General features: G+C 70.0%; 9 protein-coding genes and 11 pseudogenes. All 20 read right to left on the bottom strand.

What is annotated here, in order from left to right; genetic code table 11:
- Nucleotides 1–257 precede the first annotated feature (257 nt).
- The gene (locus tag ABD794_RS03215; RefSeq protein ID WP_344960823.1) at nucleotides 258–710 is read right to left on the bottom strand and encodes a DUF2550 domain-containing protein; all 453 of its coding nucleotides are present in this window, start codon (nucleotides 708–710) and stop codon (nucleotides 258–260) included.
- A 118-nt stretch (nucleotides 711–828) separates the two neighbouring features.
- Nucleotides 829–1,206 carry a F0F1 ATP synthase subunit epsilon gene (locus tag ABD794_RS03210; protein WP_344960795.1) on the bottom strand — a complete coding sequence of 126 codons (378 nt, stop codon included), beginning with the start codon at nucleotides 1,204–1,206 and terminating at the stop codon, nucleotides 829–831.
- 114 nt (nucleotides 1,207–1,320) lie between these two features.
- On the bottom strand, nucleotides 1,321–2,763 hold the full coding sequence (gene atpD / locus ABD794_RS03205) for a F0F1 ATP synthase subunit beta (RefSeq protein WP_344960794.1): 1,443 nt from the start codon (nucleotides 2,761–2,763) through the stop codon (nucleotides 1,321–1,323).
- Complete coding sequence (locus ABD794_RS03200; protein ID WP_344960822.1) at nucleotides 2,764–3,684, bottom strand: F0F1 ATP synthase subunit gamma; 921 nt, start codon at nucleotides 3,682–3,684, stop codon at nucleotides 2,764–2,766.
- 6 nt (nucleotides 3,685–3,690) lie between these two features.
- Nucleotides 3,691–5,260 (bottom strand): annotated as a pseudogene (atpA, locus tag ABD794_RS03195) (F0F1 ATP synthase subunit alpha); the annotation flags it as partial.
- Nucleotides 5,261–5,376: 116 nt separating this feature from the next.
- Nucleotides 5,377–6,196 (bottom strand): annotated as a pseudogene (locus tag ABD794_RS03190) (F0F1 ATP synthase subunit delta).
- Nucleotides 6,197–6,205: 9 nt separating this feature from the next.
- Complete coding sequence (locus tag ABD794_RS03185; RefSeq protein WP_425585910.1) at nucleotides 6,206–6,583, bottom strand: F0F1 ATP synthase subunit B family protein; 378 nt, start codon at nucleotides 6,581–6,583, stop codon at nucleotides 6,206–6,208.
- A 216-nt stretch (nucleotides 6,584–6,799) separates the two neighbouring features.
- A pseudogene (locus tag ABD794_RS03180) lies at nucleotides 6,800–7,050 on the bottom strand (ATP synthase subunit c family protein).
- A 78-nt stretch (nucleotides 7,051–7,128) separates the two neighbouring features.
- Nucleotides 7,129–7,942: pseudogene (gene atpB / locus ABD794_RS03175) on the bottom strand (F0F1 ATP synthase subunit A).
- A gap of 264 nt (nucleotides 7,943–8,206) precedes the next feature.
- A pseudogene (locus tag ABD794_RS03170) lies at nucleotides 8,207–8,646 on the bottom strand (Cg1360 family ATP-synthase-associated protein).
- Nucleotides 8,647–8,900: 254 nt separating this feature from the next.
- Nucleotides 8,901–10,246 (bottom strand): annotated as a pseudogene (locus ABD794_RS03165) (MraY family glycosyltransferase).
- 114 nt (nucleotides 10,247–10,360) lie between these two features.
- On the bottom strand, nucleotides 10,361–10,804 hold the full coding sequence (locus ABD794_RS03160; RefSeq protein WP_344960821.1) for a hypothetical protein: 444 nt from the start codon (nucleotides 10,802–10,804) through the stop codon (nucleotides 10,361–10,363).
- A pseudogene (locus ABD794_RS03155) lies at nucleotides 10,725–11,561 on the bottom strand (hypothetical protein); the annotation flags it as partial. The pseudogene ABD794_RS03155 and the gene ABD794_RS03160, both read right to left, overlap by 80 nt.
- Nucleotides 11,562–11,697: 136 nt before the next feature.
- Entirely contained in the window at nucleotides 11,698–12,360 is a 663-nt protein-coding gene (locus tag ABD794_RS03150) for an arsenate reductase/protein-tyrosine-phosphatase family protein (protein ID WP_344960791.1), read from the bottom strand.
- Nucleotides 12,357–13,005 (bottom strand): annotated as a pseudogene (locus ABD794_RS03145) (L-threonylcarbamoyladenylate synthase). Before ABD794_RS03145 ends, ABD794_RS03150 begins: the two are co-directional and overlap by 4 nt.
- Before the next feature lie 43 nt (nucleotides 13,006–13,048).
- Nucleotides 13,049–13,894, bottom strand: coding sequence for a peptide chain release factor N(5)-glutamine methyltransferase (gene prmC, locus ABD794_RS03140; RefSeq protein WP_344960790.1), 846 nt, complete (start codon nucleotides 13,892–13,894; stop codon nucleotides 13,049–13,051).
- A gap of 49 nt (nucleotides 13,895–13,943) precedes the next feature.
- A pseudogene (gene prfA, locus ABD794_RS03135) lies at nucleotides 13,944–15,021 on the bottom strand (peptide chain release factor 1).
- Between the two features lie 103 nt (nucleotides 15,022–15,124).
- Complete coding sequence (gene rpmE / locus ABD794_RS03130) at nucleotides 15,125–15,349, bottom strand: 50S ribosomal protein L31 (RefSeq protein ID WP_344960789.1); 225 nt, start codon at nucleotides 15,347–15,349, stop codon at nucleotides 15,125–15,127.
- A gap of 143 nt (nucleotides 15,350–15,492) precedes the next feature.
- Nucleotides 15,493–16,579: pseudogene (locus ABD794_RS03125) on the bottom strand (LCP family protein); the annotation flags it as partial.
- A 362-nt stretch (nucleotides 16,580–16,941) separates the two neighbouring features.
- Nucleotides 16,942–17,949: pseudogene (locus tag ABD794_RS03120) on the bottom strand (transcription termination factor Rho); the annotation flags it as partial.

The following is a 17,949-nucleotide window of genomic DNA, read 5'->3' as shown; positions in this document are numbered from 1 at the left end:
CCCGGACCCCCGCAATGCGGCTTCGCCGCATTGTCCTCAAACGCCGGACGGGCTGAATCAGCCCGTCCGGCGTTTGAGGACAGCGCCCGCAGGGCGCTTCAGGGGTCCAGGGGGCGAAGCCCCCGGGTTGGGGTGCAGGGGGCGAAGCCCCCGCCGCCGCGCGGAGCGTGGCCCCGCGCGGCACGCACGCCGCGGGGGTCCCGCAGGGGCGCAGCCCCTGTGAAAACGGATTAGGGCGGGGCGGGGAGAGAAAACCCCTACGCCACATTCACCCGCTGCCCCGGCGGCGCCGCCTCCAACCACGCCAGAAACCCCGTCAGCGCATCCTCGCTCATCGCCAGCTCCAGCCGCGTCCCCCGATGCGAACACATCAGCACGACCGCGTCCGACAGCAGCGCCAACTCCTCGTCCCCCAGCGGCGCCCGCCGCTCCAGCACCTCGATCGACGCGCGCTCCAACAGCCGCCGCGGCCGCACCGCGTACGAGAAGACCCGGAACCACTCGATCCGGTCACCGCTGTAGCGCGAGACGCCGTACACCCACCCCTTGCCGGCCGGTTCACCGGTCCGTTCCGCGGAGACGTCCCACCGCAGGCTGCAGTCGAAGGTGCCCCCGGACCGCTGGATGAGCCGCCTGCGCAGCCCGAAGACGAAGAGTCCCAGCAGGACCAGCAGCACGACGATGCCGCTCACGAGCAGAGCGAGGACCATCACGACCGACCTCCTCGCATCATCTAGAGCAACCGCACCTGTATTGCCTCAGCCGCGGACCGCCCTGGTTTGTTCCAGGCGGTCCGCGGCTGAGGGACGTACTTCAGTGGGCCGCGGCCTAGTGAGGGCCTGCGGCCGCACGCATCCGGACTTCCGCGCGGCGCTCGGCGGCCGCGTCGGCCTCCGACTTCGCGCGCTCGAGCGCCCGCTCCGCGCGGGTGACGTCGATCTCGTCCGCCAGCTCGGCGATCTCCGCGAGCAGCGACAGCTTGTCGTCCGCGAAGGAGATGAAACCGCCGTGCACCGCGGCGACGACGGTCCCGCCGTCGGCGGTCCTGATGGTCACCGGGCCGGACTCCAGCACACCGAGCAGCGGCTGGTGGCCGGGCATGACGCCGATGTCACCCGATGTGGTACGCGCGATGACCAGAGTGGCCTCGCCGGACCAGACGCTTCGGTCCGCCGCGACCAGCTCGACGTGCAGCTCAGCAGCCAACGTGGCTCCTCGGGTCTCCACCCGCCGGGTCCGGCGGGCGTTGGGTCAAAGAATAGGGGACGTACGGTCCGGGGGCGGGGGCGCCCCGCCCCCGGACCGTGAGCATCGGAATGCTCAGGAGACGCCCAGCTCCTTGGCGTTGTTCTTGAGGTCCTCAAGACCACCGCACATGAAGAACGCCTGCTCCGGGAAGTGGTCGAACTCACCGTCGCAGATCGAGTTGAACGCGGCGATGGACTCGTCCAGCGGAACGTCCGAACCGTCGACACCGGTGAACTGCTTCGCCGCGTGGGTGTTCTGCGACAGGAAGCGCTCGACGCGACGGGCGCGGTGGACGACCAGCTTGTCCTCTTCGCCCAGCTCGTCGATACCGAGGATCGCGATGATGTCCTGGAGGTCCTTGTACTTCTGCAGGATGCCCTTGACGCGCATGGCGGCGTCGTAGTGGTCCTGCGCGATGTAACGCGGGTCCAGGATGCGGGACGTCGAGTCCAGCGGGTCGACCGCCGGGTAGATGCCCTTCTCCGAGATCGGACGCGACAGAACGGTCGTGGCGTCCAGGTGGGCGAAGGTGGTCGCCGGAGCCGGGTCGGTCAGGTCGTCCGCGGGGACGTAGATCGCCTGCATCGAGGTGATCGAGTGACCACGGGTCGAGGTGATGCGCTCCTGGAGGAGGCCCATCTCGTCGGCCAGGTTCGGCTGGTAGCCCACCGCGGAGGGCATGCGGCCGAGCAGGGTCGAGACCTCGGAACCGGCCTGGGTGAAGCGGAAGATGTTGTCGATGAAGAACAGCACGTCCTGCTTCTGGACGTCACGGAAGTACTCGGCCATGGTGAGGCCGGCCAGCGCGACGCGGAGACGCGTGCCCGGCGGCTCGTCCATCTGACCGAAGACCAGCGCGGTCTTGTCCAGAACGCCCGACTCTTCCATTTCCTGGATGAGGTCGTTGCCCTCACGGGTGCGCTCACCGACGCCGGCGAAGACGGAAACGCCCTCGTGCAGCTTGGCCACACGCATGATCATTTCCTGGATCAGCACGGTCTTGCCGACACCGGCACCACCGAACAGACCGATCTTGCCGCCCTTGACGTACGGGGTCAGCAGGTCGACGACCTTCAGACCGGTCTCGAACATCTCGGTCTTCGACTCGAGCTGGTCGAACGCCGGGGCCTTGCGGTGGATGGACCAGCGCTCGGTGACCTCGGACTCGGCCTCGGGGTCGTTGAGGATCTTGCCCAGGGTGTTGAACACCCGGCCCTTGGTGACGTCACCGACGGGGACGGTGATGCCGTCGCCGGTGTCGGTCACCGCGGCCTGGCGGACCAGGCCGTCGGTGGGCTCCATGGCGATCGCGCGGACCAGGCCCTCGCCCAGGTGCTGCGCGACCTCGAGCGTCAGGGTCTTCTTCTTGCCGGCGTCGGCCGGGTCGGAGACCTCGACGGTCAGAGCGTTGTAGATCTCCGGCATCGCGTCGACGGGGAACTCCACGTCGACGACCGGGCCGATGACCCGGGCGACGCGGCCCGTCGCGGCGGCCGTCTCAACAGTGGTGGTCATTTATCGGTCACTCCCCGCGGTCGCGTCGGCCAGGGCGCTCGCGCCTCCGACGATCTCGCTGATTTCCTGGGTGATGTCGGCCTGTCGGGCCGCGTTGGCAAGCCGCGTGAGCGACTTGATGAGGTCTTCGGCGTTGTCGGTCGCCGACTTCATCGCCCGGCGGCGGGCCGCGTGCTCGGAAGCGGCGGCCTGCAGCAGGGCGTTGTAGACACGGGACTCGACGTACCGCGGCATCAGCGCGTCGAGCACCGCCTCGTCCGACGGCTCGAACTCGAACAGCGGAAGGATCTGGTCCTTCGCCGCCGCGTCCTCGGCCTCCGTCTTCTCGAGGGTCAGCGGCAGCAGCCGCTTGTCCACCGGGGTCTGCGTCATCATCGACACGAACTCCGTGAAGACGATGTGCAGCTCGTCCACGCCGCCCTCGGCCGTGTCCGCAAGGACGGCCTCGATCAGCGGGTCCGCCACCTTCTTGGCGTCGGCGTAGGTCGGGCTGTCGGTGAAGCCCGTCCACGACGCGGCGACCGGGCGCTCCCGGAAGCCGTAGTAGCCCACGCCCTTGCGGCCGACGATGTAGTGGACGACCTCCTTGCCCTCCGCGCGCAGCCGCTCGGTGAGCTGGTCCGCCGCCTTGATGGCGTTGGAGGAGTAACCGCCCGCCAGACCGCGGTCGCTCGTGACGAGCAGCACCGCGGCCCGCACCGGCTGCTCGACCTCGGTCGTCAGCGGGTGCTTGGTGTTGGAGCCGGTGGCGACGGCGGTCACGGCCCGGGTGAGCTCACTGGCGTACGGAGTGGACGCGGCCACCTGGCGCTGTGCCTTGACGATGCGCGAGGCGGCGATCATCTCCATCGCCTTGGTGATCTTCTTGGTCGCGGAGACGGACTTGATCCGCCTCTTGTAGACCCGGAGCTGGGCACCCATGCTCAGCCCTCGCCCCAGCAGCTTGCCGTCCGCGGTCTGGAACTGCTGCTTGAAGGACGCGACGGCGTCGCCGAGCGCCTGCAGCGTGTCGTCCGACATCTTGCCGCCCTCGACGATGCTGGTCATCAGGCCCTTGTGCGCCTGGTGCAGGTAGTCGAGGAGCTCGCGCTCGAAGCGGCGGATGTCCTCCACCGGGACGTCGTCCATCTTGCCGGTGGTGCCGGACCAGATGGAGACGACCTGGTCCTCGGTGGCGTACGGGGCGTACTGGGTCTGCTTCAGCAGCTCGACCATGCGCTTGCCGCGCTCCAGGGCCGCCTTGGAGGCCGCGTCCAGGTCGGAACCGAAGGCGGCGAACGCCTCCAGCTCACGGAACTGGGCGAGGTCCACGCGGAGCCGGCCGGACACCTGGCGCATGGCCTTGTGCTGGGCGGAACCACCGACACGGGAGACCGAGATACCGACGTTCAGGGCCGGGCGCTGGCCGGCGTTGAACAGGTCGGACTCCAGGAAGCACTGGCCGTCGGTGATGGAGATGACGTTGGTCGGGATGAACGCCGAGACGTCGTTCGCCTTGGTCTCGACGATCGGCAGACCGGTCATCGAGCCGGCGCCCATCTCGTCGGAGAGCTTGGCGCAGCGCTCCAGCAGGCGGGAGTGCAGGTAGAAGACGTCGCCCGGGTAGGCCTCGCGGCCCGGCGGACGGCGCAGCAGCAGGGAGACGGCACGGTAGGCGTCGGCCTGCTTCGACAGGTCGTCGAAGACGATCAGGACGTGCTTGCCCTGGTACATCCAGTGCTGGCCGATGGCGGAACCGGTGTAGGGGGCGAGGTACTTGAAGCCCGCCGGGTCGGACGCCGGGGCCGCGACGATGGTCGTGTACTCCAGGGCGCCGGCCTCCTCCAGCGCACCGCGCACGGACGCGATGGTGGAGCCCTTCTGGCCGATGGCGACGTAGATGCAGCGGACCTGCTTGTTCGGGTCGCCGGTGCGCCAGTTGGCACGCTGGTTGATGATCGTGTCGATCGCCAGCGCGGTCTTGCCGGTCTGGCGGTCACCGATGATCAGCTGACGCTGGCCACGGCCGATCGGGGTCATGGCGTCGACGGCCTTGTAGCCGGTCTCCATCGGCTCATGGACCGACTTGCGGACCATGACGCCGGGGGCCTGCAGTTCGAGGGCGCGGCGGCCCTCGGTCTTGATCTCGCCGAGACCGTCGATCGGGTTGCCCAGCGGGTCGACGACGCGGCCGAGGTAGCCCTCGCCCACACCGACGGAGAGCACCCTCACCGGTGCGCTGCACCGGCTGGCCCTCCTCGATGCCGCTGAACTCGCCGAGGACGATCGCGCCGATCTCGCGCTCCTCGAGGTTGAGGGCGAGGCCGAGGGTGCCGTCCTCGAACTTCAGCAGCTCGTTCGCCATGGCCGAGGGCAGCCCCTCGACCTTGGCGATGCCGTCGCCGGCCAGGCTGACCGTACCGACCTCCTCGCGCGAGGCCGCGTCCGGCTTGTACGCCTGGACAAAGTTCTCCAGCGCGTCCCGGATCTCCTCCGGCCGGATCGTGAGCTCCGCCATCTGGGTTCCCTGCTCTCCTTGTTGGGCCCGAAGTATTTCTTCCCCGGGGGGCTTCCCCCCTGGGACACCGTCGGCCCAACTCGGGCCGTCAGTCATGCTCTTGAGTTGGTGGCTGGTCAGCCGGCCATCCGGCGGCCCGCGTCGGCGAGCCGGTCCGCGATGGTTCCGCTGATGACCTCGTCGCCGATGCGCACCTGGATGCCGCCGAGGACCTCCGGGTCGACGTCCAGGTTGAGGTGGACGTGCTTCCCGTAGATCCGGGCGAGGGCGTCGCCGAGGCGCTGCTTCTGCCGGTCGTTCAGCGGCACCGCGGAGGTGACCTCCGCGACGACGCGCGGCCACGGCGGTCCGCGGCCAGCTTGGAGAGGGCGGTGAGCCCCGCTTCCAGGCTACGGCCTCGCGCGGTGCGGTGACCAGCCGGGTGACCAGCCGCTCGGTGACCGGGTTGGCCCGGCCGCCCAGCAGCGTGCGCAGCAGCTCGGTCTTGGCGGCCTTGTCGGCGACCTTGTCGGTCAGCGCGGCGCGCAGACCGGGGTTGGACTCGACGATGCGGCCGAAGCGGAACAGCTCGTCCTCGACGTCGTCCAGCTGGCCGGCCCGCTGGGCGGCGACCAGGTCGGCGCTCGCCGCGAGCTCCTCCAGCGCGTCCACCAGGTCGCGCGAGGACGACCAGCGGGAGCGGACCAGGCCGCTCACCAGGTCGGCCGCGTCGCTGCCGACCTGTCCGCGCAGCAGGCGCCCGGCCAGCTCGGCCTTGGCCTCGGCGGGCTGCGCCGGGTCGGTGAGGACCCGGCGCAGCGACACCTCGCGGTCGAACAGCGCGGTGACGGAGGCGAGGTCCCCGGCGAGCCCCGCGGCGTCGGCCGAGGCGCTGTCCACCAGCGCGTCGAGGTTCTCGCGTGCGGAGGCCAGGGCCTCGCGGCTCGCTCCGTTCATCGGGTGACCTCAGCCTTCGTGGTGTCGGCCGGCTTGGCCTCGAGCGCGTCGAGGGAACCGGTCGATGGTGCGTTCCTGCCGGGCGGAGTCCTTCATGGACTCGCCGACGATCCGGTCGGCCAGGTCGATGGCCAGCTGGCCCACGTCCTGCCGCAGCGAGGCCGCGGCGGCCTGGCGGTCGGCCTCGACCTGGGCGTGAGCCGGCAGCAACGATCTCTCACCGCTGCTCCGCTCGCCCTCGGCCCGCATCTCGACGACCATCGCGGCGCCCTGCTCCTGCGCCTCCTGGCGCAGGCGCGCGGCCTCGGTGCGTGCCTCGGCGAGCTGAGCCCGGTAGTCGTCGAGTACCTGCTTGGCCTCCTCCTCGGCGGCCTTGGCCTTCTCCAGGCCGCCCTCGATGGCCGCCCGGCGCTCGTCCCAGGGTCTTGTTCAGACCCGGGAGGAGCTTCTTGCGAGGAAGACGAGGACGATGAGGAAGGCGAGCAGGCCGATGACGAGCTCCGCATCGGCGGGAGGAACGCGGGTTCTTCTCCGAGGCCAGGGATGCTGCCAGGGCGATCACATCAGTGCCTTTCGTCGCGTCAATGGTGTCGTCTAGCCGGATCAGCTGGCGTAGACGAAGCCCATGACGAGGCCGATGAGGGCGAGCGCCTCACAGAGGACGAAGCCCAGGATCTGGTTGGCGCGGATCAGACGCGGCCGCCTCGGGCTGGCGGGCCAGGGCCTGGGTGCCGTTGCCGAAGATGATGCCGACGCGACACCGGGGTCCGATGGCCGCGAGGCCGTAACCGATGGAGGCCCAGGTTGCCCTTCAGGGAAACGCCGTCGGCAAGGGTCTGGAGCGCAGCGGACATGCCGTTTCTTCCTTCTCTTTCACGGACCGGTGGGGGTTGGCCACACCGGACGTCTGGGGGTCTGTAGGGGCGGACTGCTCAGTGGTGCTCGGCGAGAGCGCCCTGGATGTACGAGCAGGCCAGGAGGACGAAGACGTACGCCTGAATGGGCCTGGATGAACATCTCGAAGACGGTCAGCAGGATGACCATCACGAAGGAGACGCCGGCGTAGGCGATGACGATGCCGTTCAGCAGGTACCAGCTGGCGATGGTGAAGATCAGCAGCAGGACGTGGCCGGCGAACATGTTCGCGAAGAGACCGGACCGCGTGGGTGAACGGCCGGATCAGCAGGTTGGAGAACAGCTCCAGGACCATGACCAGCGGGAGGACCCAGCCGAGTTCCTTGTTGTAGCCGGTGATGTTCTTGAAGCCGCCGACAAAGCCGTGGCGCTTGAAGGTCAGCGGCACCCAGATCAGGTAAACCAGCAGGGCGAGACCGGCCGGGTAGGCAATGATCGACGTCACCGGGAACTGGGCGACCGGGACGATCGACCAGAGGTTCATGATCCAGATGAAGAAGAACAGCGAGACCATGAGGGGGACGTACTTGTCGCCCTCCTTCTTCCCCAGGGCCTCGTAGACGATCCCCTTGCGGATGAAGTCGTAGCCCGCCTCACCGACCATCTGGAGCTTGCCCGGCACCACCTTGGCGCGGCCGAAGGGCGGCCCAGAGGAAGACGAGCACGACGACCGAGCTCAGCACGGCCAGCAGCATCGGCTTGTTGACCTCGATGCCGCCGATCTTGAAGAGCGGCTCGAAGACGAAGGAGTGAAGGCCCGGTGTCGGGAAGCCGCACCCATCGAAGAATGTGGCAGTCGGTCTCGAAGGCGAGCATCTGGTCAGCACTCACCGCGAGCTCCTTCAACATGGCGCATAGGTACGGCAACCTCGTTGTGTCGGCGCGGCAAGCAGCCACGGAACGGCACTGGACTGGTCTTACGGTTAGGGGTGCGGCAGGTCGGCCGGTGGCCGGTGGCCACCGCAGGCATCAGCTGGGCGGACCGCCGAATCGCTCCCGCAGGGAGCGGGGCTCCGGCCGTCTGCGTCCGCTGCACCTCAGATGGCACCGGACGATAGCAGGTGAGCAAGCGAGCACTTATTCCGGCCCTACCTGTCATGACCGGGACTCCGCCGGCGCGGGCTTCTTCGCGTCGGCGGCGGCCTCGGGATCGACGTAAAGGATCTCATCTTCATGTGGGCGCGCAGCTGGGCCGCGACCCAGACGAGGGTCGCGGCGAGCACCGAGAAGGCGAAGGAACGGACGTTGAAGAGCGTGGTGTCCTTCAACAGGCCGAGGAGTACGGCGATCACCAGGAACTGCACGGCGTAGAGCGCGAGTCCCATCATCTGGAACACCTGCGGCCACTGCCGGGCAGTGCGCTGGAGCATGTACAGACCGAGCGACATGTTGGCCAGGGCGAGCGCGGTGCCCGCGACCGCTCCGACGGCCCCCTTGCCCCCCGCGAACGCGAAGGCGGCGGCAACGGCGACGACCCCCGCGACAGCGGTCGGTACGGCGCACTGAAGTAGCGTTCGGGCGTCGTTGGCCTGCATGAAGGGTCTCTCCGGCGGAGTCGGAAGCAACGATTCGTCGGGGACGAGGCGTATCCCGGGGTTCGGCGCGTAGAAGCGCGGCGAAGAGCCCGTTAGAGGTATTGCACTAGGGTCCTTCGGCTCTGCCACCGGTTTCGTGAACGGTATCACAAACTATTTGATGAGGCCTTTACCTATATCGTGTGCTGCCTGTCACACGCAAGAGCGAAGCCGCCCGTCAGCGGGCTGACGAGCGGCTTCTTCTCTGCTAGCGGCTAGCGGCGGCCGCTGATGTTCCGTACGTCGCGGAACCGCGAGCGGTCGCCGATCGCCGTCGCCCCGTGCAGGCCCGCGGGGACGGGCTCGCGCTCGTCCGACAGGTCCTGCTCCCCGGCGGCCGCCGGGATCCCGGCGGGCGGGGTGCCCTTGCGCCGGTAGCGCGGCGGCACCAGGTGCTCGGCCCAGCGCGGTGCCCGCGGGGTGAACCGCGGCATCAGCAGCAGCACCAGGCCCACCGCGCTCAGGGCCACGATCACCAGCAGGATCCGGCCGCTGGCCTCGGAGTTCACCGAGTACGCCACCGTGCCGAACGAGATCAGCGCCGACCAGAAGTACATGATCAGCACCGCCCGGCTGTGCGAGTGGCCGATCTCCAGCAGCCGGTGGTGCAGATGGCCTCGGTCGGCGGCGAACGGCGACTGGCCGTTCCACGTCCGGCGCACGACCGCCAGCAGCAGGTCCGCCACCGGCACCGCGATGATCGTCAGCGGCAGCAGCAGCGGCATGTAGACCGGCACCGTGGCCTGCACGGTCGCCTTCTCGGAACCGGTGAAGGAGCCGAGCAGGTTCGGGGTCGACCTGGCCGGTGATGGAGATCGCGCCCGCGGCCAGCACCAGGCCGATGAGCATCGACCCCGAGTCGCCCATGAAGATCCGCGCGGGGTGCATGTTGTGCGGCAGGAAGCCCAGACACATGCCGATGAGGACCGCCGCGAAGAGCGTCGCCGGCGCGGCCGCCTCCACGTTGTGCCCGTACCAGAGCCGGTAGGCGTAGAGGAAGAACGCCGCCGCCGCCAGGCACACCATGCCGAGGCGAGGCCGTCCAGGCCGTCCACGAAGTTCACCGCGGTTGATGGTGATGGACCACCAGGGCGACGGTCAGCAGCGTGCCCCTGCATGGGGGTGAGCGCCACCGTGCCGATGCCCGGGCACCGGCAGCCAGAGGATGTCAGTCAGCCCCTGGAGCACCATCACGCCGGCCCGCGCGATCATACTGGCCGCACGCAGCTTGACCAGGGCGTCCCACGCCCCACTTGTCGTCCAGCACGCCGAGCAGCCAGAATCAGCCCGGCCCCCGGAGAGCAGGGCTCTGGGCTCGTTGGACGTCTCGAAGACGGGCTTGAGGTTCGACAGGTGCGAGGCGACCAGCAGGCCCGCGCACAGGCCGCCGAACATGGCGATCCCGCCGAGCGCGCGGCACGCGCAGTCGGTTTCGCGGTGCACGTCGCGCGCGCGCGATCTCCGGCATCGCGCCGGCCATGATCGCGAACTTTCGCACCGGCCCGTGAGCAGGTAGGTGACCGCCACGGTGACGCACAGCGTTCAGCAGGTATTCACGCACGGGCTGCCCCCAGGGATCTCGCTGGACATCACAGCCCACCACCATATGCGCGCGTGGTCCCGGATCCGTGAATGGAGATGAAGACGTTCACCACCCCCTGATGGTTGCAAACGATCAGTCCCGCGCAGGAATAGGGCGGGAACGCGGTCGCCAGTGCGGCGACCTGCTCCCGGAGCCGGCCGGCCGGCTCCGTGCCCCGCAGCTGCGCGCCCCATCAGGGCGGCCACCCGGTCCATCTCCGGAACGCCCATGCCCTGGGTGGTGACCGCCGCGGTGCCCAGCCGCAGCCCGCGCGCCGAGCCCCTGGCCCAGGCCGCAGACGTCGAGCACGATCCCGGCGCCGGCCAGCCGGCCGCGGGCCGCGTGGCGTCCAGACCGAGCGGGCCCGTGTCGGCGGTCCCCAGGTGGGTGTCCGTGCCCCGGTGGCGACGGCCAGGCCCTCCTCGGCCAGCGCGGCGGCGAGCGCCCGGGCGTTGGCCACCACCTGATGGCGTACGCGGTGAACGCCGGCGTGGCAGCCTCCCCGAAGGCGACGGCCTTGGCGGCGACGGTGTGCATCAGGGCGCCGCCCTGGACGAACGGGAACACCCGCCCGGTCGACGCGGTCCGCCAGCCGCGCCCCCGCACAGCAGCATCCCGCCGCGCGCGGCCCGCGCAGCACCTTGTGCGTGGTGGCGCACACCACGTCGGCGTACGGCACAGGGTTGGGCGCCGCTCCCCCGGGCGACCAGGCCGATGGGTGTGCGCGGCGTCCCACGATGAGGTGCGGCGTCCCACCTCGTCGGCGATCTCGCGGAAGAGCGCGTATGTCGGGGTGGCGCGGATACGAGGTCGAGCCGCAGACGATCGCCCGGGGCCGGTGCGCCAGGGCCAGGGCGCGCAGCCGGTCGTAGTCGATGAGCCCGGTGTCCGGGTGGACCCCGTAGCCGGTGAAGTCGAACCAGCGGCCCGAGAAGTTGGCCGGGGAGCCGTGGGTGAGGTGCCCTCCCTCCCGCAGGCCCATGGCCAGCACCTTGTCGCCCGGCCTGAGCAGCGCCGCGTAGGCGGCCAGCACGGCGGACGAGCCGGAGTGCGGCTGGACGTTGGCGTGCTCGGCCCCGAACAGCGCCTTGGCCCGGTCGGTGGCGACCCGCTCGGCCAGGTCGGCCACCTCGCAGCCGCCGTGGTGACGGGCGCCGGGATAGCCCTCGGCGTACTTGTCGGCCAGCGGCGAGGCGAGCGCCGCGAGGACCGCGGGCGAGGTGAAGTTCTCCGCGGCGATCAGCTGGAGACCGGTGGCCTGCCGCTCGGCCTCGGCGAGCAGGATGCCCGCCATCTCGGGATCCTGCCGCAGCAGCGCCTCGGACGCCGTCCGGGCGGCGCCGGGGGGTACGGAGGTGACGGACATCGCGGGCTCCGTGCGGTGGGCGGGTGAGCCGTGCTCACCACCCAATGTAGGCCCGCGCCCGGGGCTATGCAGGGTGCCGGCCGTCCGGAATGCCGGTGAGCGCGGTGAGGACCGGGTCGAGCGCCTGGCTGATCTCGTCCCCGATGGAGCGGAAGAAGGTGATCGGCGCGCCGTACGGGTCGTGGACCTCGTCGGCCTCCGCGTCCGGCGCCAGCAGCCAGCCGCGCAGCGCGGCCGCGGCCTGGACCAGGGCGCGGGCGCGGGCGACCACCCCGCCGGGGTGGACGGGGTCGGGGAGGGTCACCGGGTCGATGGCCCGCACCAGCCGGGTGAACTCCTTGAGCGTGAAGGTGCGCAGGCCCGCCGAGTGGCCCATGGAGATGACCTGGGCGCGGTGGTCGCGGGTGGCGGTGAGGACCAGGTCGGCGCGGATGACGTGCTCGTCCAGCAGCTCACGGCCGGTGAAGCCGTGCGCGTCGGCGCCGAAGTCGGCGAGCACGGTGGCCGCGTGCGCCTCCATGGGCGCGCCCTCGTGGCCCCAGGTGCCGGCGCTCTCCACCACCAGGCCGCCGGCGCCCGGGTCGCCGAGGCGCTCCATCAGGGCATGGCGGGTCAGCCGCTCGGTGATGGGCGAGCGGCAGACGTTGCCGGTGCTGACGTGGAGGATGCGGAAGATGTCGGTGCTCGTCTCCGGTCCCGCTATGCCACGCCCCTGCGGGGCGATCAATTCGCCACCTCGAGGTCGGGTACCACCTCGCGGAGCTGCTCCGCGCTGATCGCCCCGGCGCGCAGCAGCACGGGCACCTTGCCGGTGACGTCGACGATGGAGGACGGCACGTCGGCCGGGGTGGGGCCGCCGTCGAGGTAGACGGAGACGGAGTCGCCGAGCATCTCCTGGGCGGCGTCGCAGGTCTGCGGGGCCGGGTGGCCGGTGAGGTTGGCGCTGGAGACGGCCATGGGGCCGAACTCGGTGAGCAGCTCGATGGCGACCGGGTGCAGGGGCATGCGGATGGCGACGGTGCCGCGGGTCTCGCCCAGGTCCCAGGTCAGCGACGGCTGGTGGTTGGCGACCAGGGTGAGCGCGCCGGGCCCAGAAGGCGTCGACGAGCTCCCAGGCCTGCTCGGAGAAGTCGGTGACGAGCCCGTGCAGGGTGTTCGGGGAGCCGACGAGGACGGGCGAGGGCATGCCCCGGCCACGGCCCTTGGCCTCCAGGAGGTCACCGACGGCCTCGCGGCTGAAGGCGTCCGCACCGATGCCGTACACGGTGTCGGTGGGCAGCACGACCAGCTCGCCGCGGCGGACCGCGGCGGCCGCTTCGCGCAGACCGGTCCTGCGGTCGGTCGCGTCGCCGCAGTCGTATCGCCGAGCCATTAGCCAACCTCCTCGAACGGGAAATCTGTGTCAGTCGCCGTCGTCACGGCATCGCCTTCCGGGCCGTCGCGAACCGGGGCCGGTTGTTGAGGTCGGGGTGGTCGGCCGCGTCGGCCCAGCCCCGCTCCTCGGTGAAGATCCACGGCACCTGGCCGCCCTGGGTGTCGGCGTGCTCGATGACGACGACACCGCCGGGGCGCAGCAGCCGGTGGGCGGTGCGCTCCAGGCCGCGGATGGTGTCGAGGCCGTCCTCGCCGGAGAAGAGGGCGAGCTGCGGGTCGTGGTCGCGGGCCTCGGGGGCGACGTACTCCCACTCGGTGAGCGGGATGTACGGCGGGTTGCTGACGACCAGGTCCACCTGGCCGTCGAGCTCGGGGAGCGCGGTGAGCGCGTCCCCGTGGTGCAGCTGGACGCGCGAGCCCTCGACGTTCTTGCGCGCCCAGGAGAGGGCGGTCTCGTCGAGCTCGACGGCGTGCACCCGGGCGCGGGGCACCTCCTGGGCGAGGGCCAGGGCGATGGCCCCGGAGCCGGTGCACAGGTCGACGATGAGCGGCTCGACGACGTCCATGGCGCGCACGGCGTCTATGGCCCAGCCGACGACCGACTCGGTCTCGGGCCGGGGCACGAAGACGCCGGGTCCGACCTGGAGTTCCAGGTAGCGGAAGAAGGCGCGGCCGGTGATGTGCTGGAGCGGTTCGCGGGCCTCGCGGCGCGCGACCGCCTCCCAGTAGCGCGCGTCGAAGTCGGCGTCGGCGACGAGGTGCAGTTCACCGCGTTTGACGCCGTGGACGAAGGCGGCGAGCTCCTCCGCGTCGAAGCGCGGGGAGGGCACGCCGGCGTCGGCCAGCCGCTGGGTGGCCTGGGCCACCTCGGCGAGCAGCAGGTTCACTGGACCTTCCTCCTGTAGCGCTCCATGACTCCGTACGCTCCGTGCGTGATTACTGGGTGGCGGCGAGCTTGGCCGCCGAGTCGGCGTCGACGCAGGCCTGGATGACCGCGTCGAGGTCCCCGTCGAGCACCTGGTCCAAGTTGTACGCCTTGAAACCGACGCGGTGGTCCGAGATGCGGTTTTCCGGGAAGTTGTAGGTCCGGATCTTCTCGGACCGGTCCACGGTGCGCACCTGGCTGCGGCGGGCGTCGGCGGCCTCGGCCTCGGCCTTCTCCTGGGGCCGCGGCGAGCAGCCGGGAGCGCAGGATGCGCAGGGCCTGCTCCTTGTTCTGGAGCTGGCTCTTCTCGTTCTGGCAGGAGGCCACGACGCCGGTCGGCAGGTGCGTGATGCGCACGGCCGAGTCGGTGGTGTTGACGGACTGGCCGCCGGGGCCGGACGAGCGGTAGACGTCGATGCGCAGGTCGTTGGGGTTGATCTCGACGTCGATCTCCTCGGCCTCGGGCGTGACGAGCACGCCGGCGGCGGAGGTGTGGATGCGGCCCTGGGACTCGGTGGCCGGCACGCGCTGGACGCGGTGCACGCCGCCCTCGTACTTCAGCCGGGCCCAGACGCCCTGGCCGGGCTCGGGGGTGACGTTGCCCTTGGTCTTGACCGCGACCTGGACGTCCTTGTAGCCGCCGAGCTCGGACTCGGTGGCGTCGATGATCTCGGCCTTCCAGCCGACGCGCTCGGCGTAGCGCAGGTACATCCGCAGCAGGTCGCCCGCGAAGAGGGCGGACTCGTCGCCACCGGCGCCGGCCTTGACCTCCAGGATGACGTCCTTGTCGTCGCTGGGGTCGCGCGGGATCAGCAGCAGGCGGAGCTTCTCGGTGAGCTCCTCGCGCTGCTTCTCCAGCTCCTTGACCTCGGCGGCGAAGTCGGGGTCGGCGGCGGCGAACTCGCGGGCCGTCTCGATGTCGTCGCCGGCCCGCTTCCAGGAGCGGTAGGTGCCGACGATCGGGGTCAGCTCGGCGTAGCGCTTGTTGAGCTTGCGGGCGTTCGCCTGGTCCGCGTGGACGGCGGGGTCGGCGAGCCGCTGCTCGAGGCCGGCGTGCTCGCCGACCAGTTCCTCGACTGCCTCGAACATCTTGATTCCCTGGCTGAGTGACGGACGGACCTGCTGGACGACAAAGCGCCGGTGCGGCCCTCCCCCGCCACCCGGGAGAGGGCCGACCGGCGCAAGCGGGCCGCTACTTCTTGGCGGACCCGGCGTTCTTGCCGAAGCGGGCCTCGAACCGCGCCACACGGCCACCGGTGTCGAGGATCTTCTGCTTGCCCGTGTAGAACGGGTGGCACGCGGAGCAGACCTCGGCACGGATGGTGCCGCCGTCGATGGTGCTACGCGTGGTGAACGAGTTGCCACAGGTGCAGCTGACCTGGGTCTCGACGTACTCCGGGTGGATGTCGCGCTTCAAGGGTTCTCCTAGTTTCGGGAGGGCACCGGGTCGCAGGGCGGGATTGCCCTCCGTGAACCGGGGCCGACGTACCAGTCTGCCAGTCCTGGCCGTATCCCCCAAAACGGGGGGTGGGGCCCCGGTATTCCCGGGGCCCCGGCCGTCTACTTGACGACGCCGTCCGCGTCGGTCTTCGTCCCCTCGCCGCCCTTGAGGGCGGACTCGGGGATGGGCTTGTCGTCGTGGAGCGCCTGCCAGACCTGCTTGGCCTGGGGCAGCGGCGCGACCCGGTTCTTGTCCAGCAGATCGGCGCCGACCGGCAGGGTGGTCATGTGCATGTCGCTGGAGCCGATGCCCTTGAGCCCGTTGGCGAAGGAGAGCAGCTTGTTGACCGAGGCCAGATCGGAATCGGTGGTGAGCGCCTTGGTGGCGGTGTCGGCGATCCCGTAGAGCTTGGCCGGGTTGGTGAACAGCCCGACGGACTTGACCTGGTCGATCAGCGCCTTGATGAACGCCTGCTGCAGCTTGATGCGGCCCAGGTCGCTGCCGTCGCCGACGCCGTGCCGGGTGCGCACCAGCCCCAGCGACTGCTCGCCGTCGAGCCGGTGGCTGCCCGCGGGCAGGTCGAGGTGGCTGTACGGGTCGCGGATCCGCTTGGTGGTGGTGACCTCGACGCCGCCGAGCTTGTCGATGAGCTTCTGGAAGCCGGCGAAGTCCACTTCCAGGTAGTGGTCCATGCGGATCCCGGTCATGGCCTCGACGGTCTTGACCGCGCAGACCGCGCCGCCGACCGAGTAGGCGTCGTTGAACTGGGCCCGCTTGACGGCCGGGCTCACCTTGCCGTCGAGCGTCCTGCACTCGGGGCGGGGAACCATGGTGTCGCGCGGGATGCTGACGACGCTGGCCTTCTTGTGGCCCGCGTAGACGTGGACGATCATCGCGGTGTCGGAGCGGGCGCTGCCCTCGTCCCGGCCGTACTGGCCGTTCGCGCCGGCCCGCGAGTCGGAGCCGAGGACGAGGATGTCCTGCGAGCCGTTTGTCCACGTTGTCGGGGCGGTCGGTGCCGAGGGCGGAGTTGATGTCGACGCCGTGCAGGTTGCCGTTGAGCTTGAAGTAGGCGTACCCGACGCCCGAGCCGCCCAGGACGACCACCGCCGTGGTCGTCCAGAGGGCTATTCGCCAGCCCTTGCGGCGCTCGCGGGGCTTGCGCCGGCGGCCACGGGGCCCGCCGGGCCGCCGGCGGCGCGCACCGGCCCTCGTACCCTGGTCTCGTCCGCCATACGTTCCTCAGTCCTCCGCTGGTTCGGCTTCCCCCCTGCCGTCGTGGAACTCAGACGGCGAGGTCTGCGACAGGGTTGCACGGTGCCGTGTGAGGGCTTTCTTAGGAACGGGCCGGGAATCGCGGCGCCCCGATCTTTCTCGCACCCCCTGCCACCTGCGTTTTCACCCGTTACGACGGGACTTGCGCGGGGTGCGTGCGAGGCGGTGCCCCTGTGGCGGAAGTCTCAGAAGGTCACGAGGAGGACTCGGCAAGATCACGACGACGACAAGGCGACAAAAAGCGGAACCCCCCGTCGCTCTCGCGACGGGGGGTTCCGCTCCGTACGGGACCGTCAGTCGTTGCCGTTGCCGGGCGCGGGCGCCGTCTTGGCGATCTGCATCAGGAACTCGGCGTTGGACTTCGTCTGCTTCATCTTGTCGAGGAGCAGCTCGATGGCCTGCTGCGAGTCCAGCGCGTGACAGCACACACGGCGGAGCTTCCAGACGATGGCCAGCTCGTCGGCGCCGAGCAGGATCTCCTCCTTGCGGGTGCTGGACGGGTCGACGTCCACCGCGGGGAAGATGCGCATGTCGGCGAGCTTCCGGTCGAGCTTGAGCTCCATGTTGCCGGTGCCCTGAACATCCTCGAAGATCACCCGTCCATGCGCGAGCCGGTCTCGACCAGCGCCGGTGGCCAGGATGGTCACGACGAGCCGCCGTCCTCGATGGTGGCCAGCGCGGCGCACGAGAACTCTATCGGTCGGCGTAGAAGCGCGGTCGAGTCGTACACACACCGGACAGGAATGCGACCGGAGTACATAGCCGGGGCGGCCCGGTGTGGCGCGGCGCACCAGGCGGGATGATGGAGTCGAGCAGCACGACGCACGTCGTGACCCAGCTCGACAGAGGCGCTTGCGCGCGCTCGATGGAACCAGCACACTCGGACCGCACGTAGGATCGTGGTCCCTCGGCACGGCGTCGTAAGGTCGAGGAGATGACCAATCGCCTTGATGCCGCAACACGTCTGTGCATGTCGGTGACCTCATTCCGGACGCTCGTCGACCAACAGGACGACCATCAGATGGCACACTCGGGTTGTATGGTGGTGATCGCGTTGGCGTACTACGCCTGCATGATCATGGTGACTTGCCGGTCTTCGGCGGGGCCCCACGATGCAGACCGCGCTGGCCCCTGTGCGATGGGGGCGACCAGCATCGATGATCTCGGGTCGTCAGAACACCGGGAGTCGGTCTCACAACCGCCAGGTGCGGATCCTGCTGCGTACAGCGACGGGTGACAGCCTTGTGGAGAAACTCGGGCCGCCCGACGGCCGTACGGGTCGCCATGACCGGAGTGCACCA

It is taken from the genome of Streptomyces thioluteus (genome assembly GCF_039535865.1).
The sequence above is the reverse complement of the archived record's forward strand: the minus strand, read 5'-3'. Positions and strand labels throughout refer to the sequence as shown.

Bases quoted from the DNA above. Each gene is read 5' to 3' on its own strand.
- ABD794_RS03215 (WP_344960823.1), bottom strand. From the start codon at position 710: ATGGTCCTCGCTCTGCTCGTGAGCGGCATCGTCGTGCTGCTGGTCCTG.
- atpD (WP_344960794.1), bottom strand. From the start codon at position 2,763: ATGACCACCACTGTTGAGACGGCCGCCGCGACGGGCCGCGTCGCCCGG.
- ABD794_RS03200 (WP_344960822.1), bottom strand. From the start codon at position 3,684: ATGGGTGCCCAGCTCCGGGTCTACAAGAGGCGGATCAAGTCCGTCTCC.
- ABD794_RS03160 (WP_344960821.1), bottom strand. From the start codon at position 10,804: ATGCACACCGTCGCCGCCAAGGCCGTCGCCTTCGGGGAGGCTGCCACG.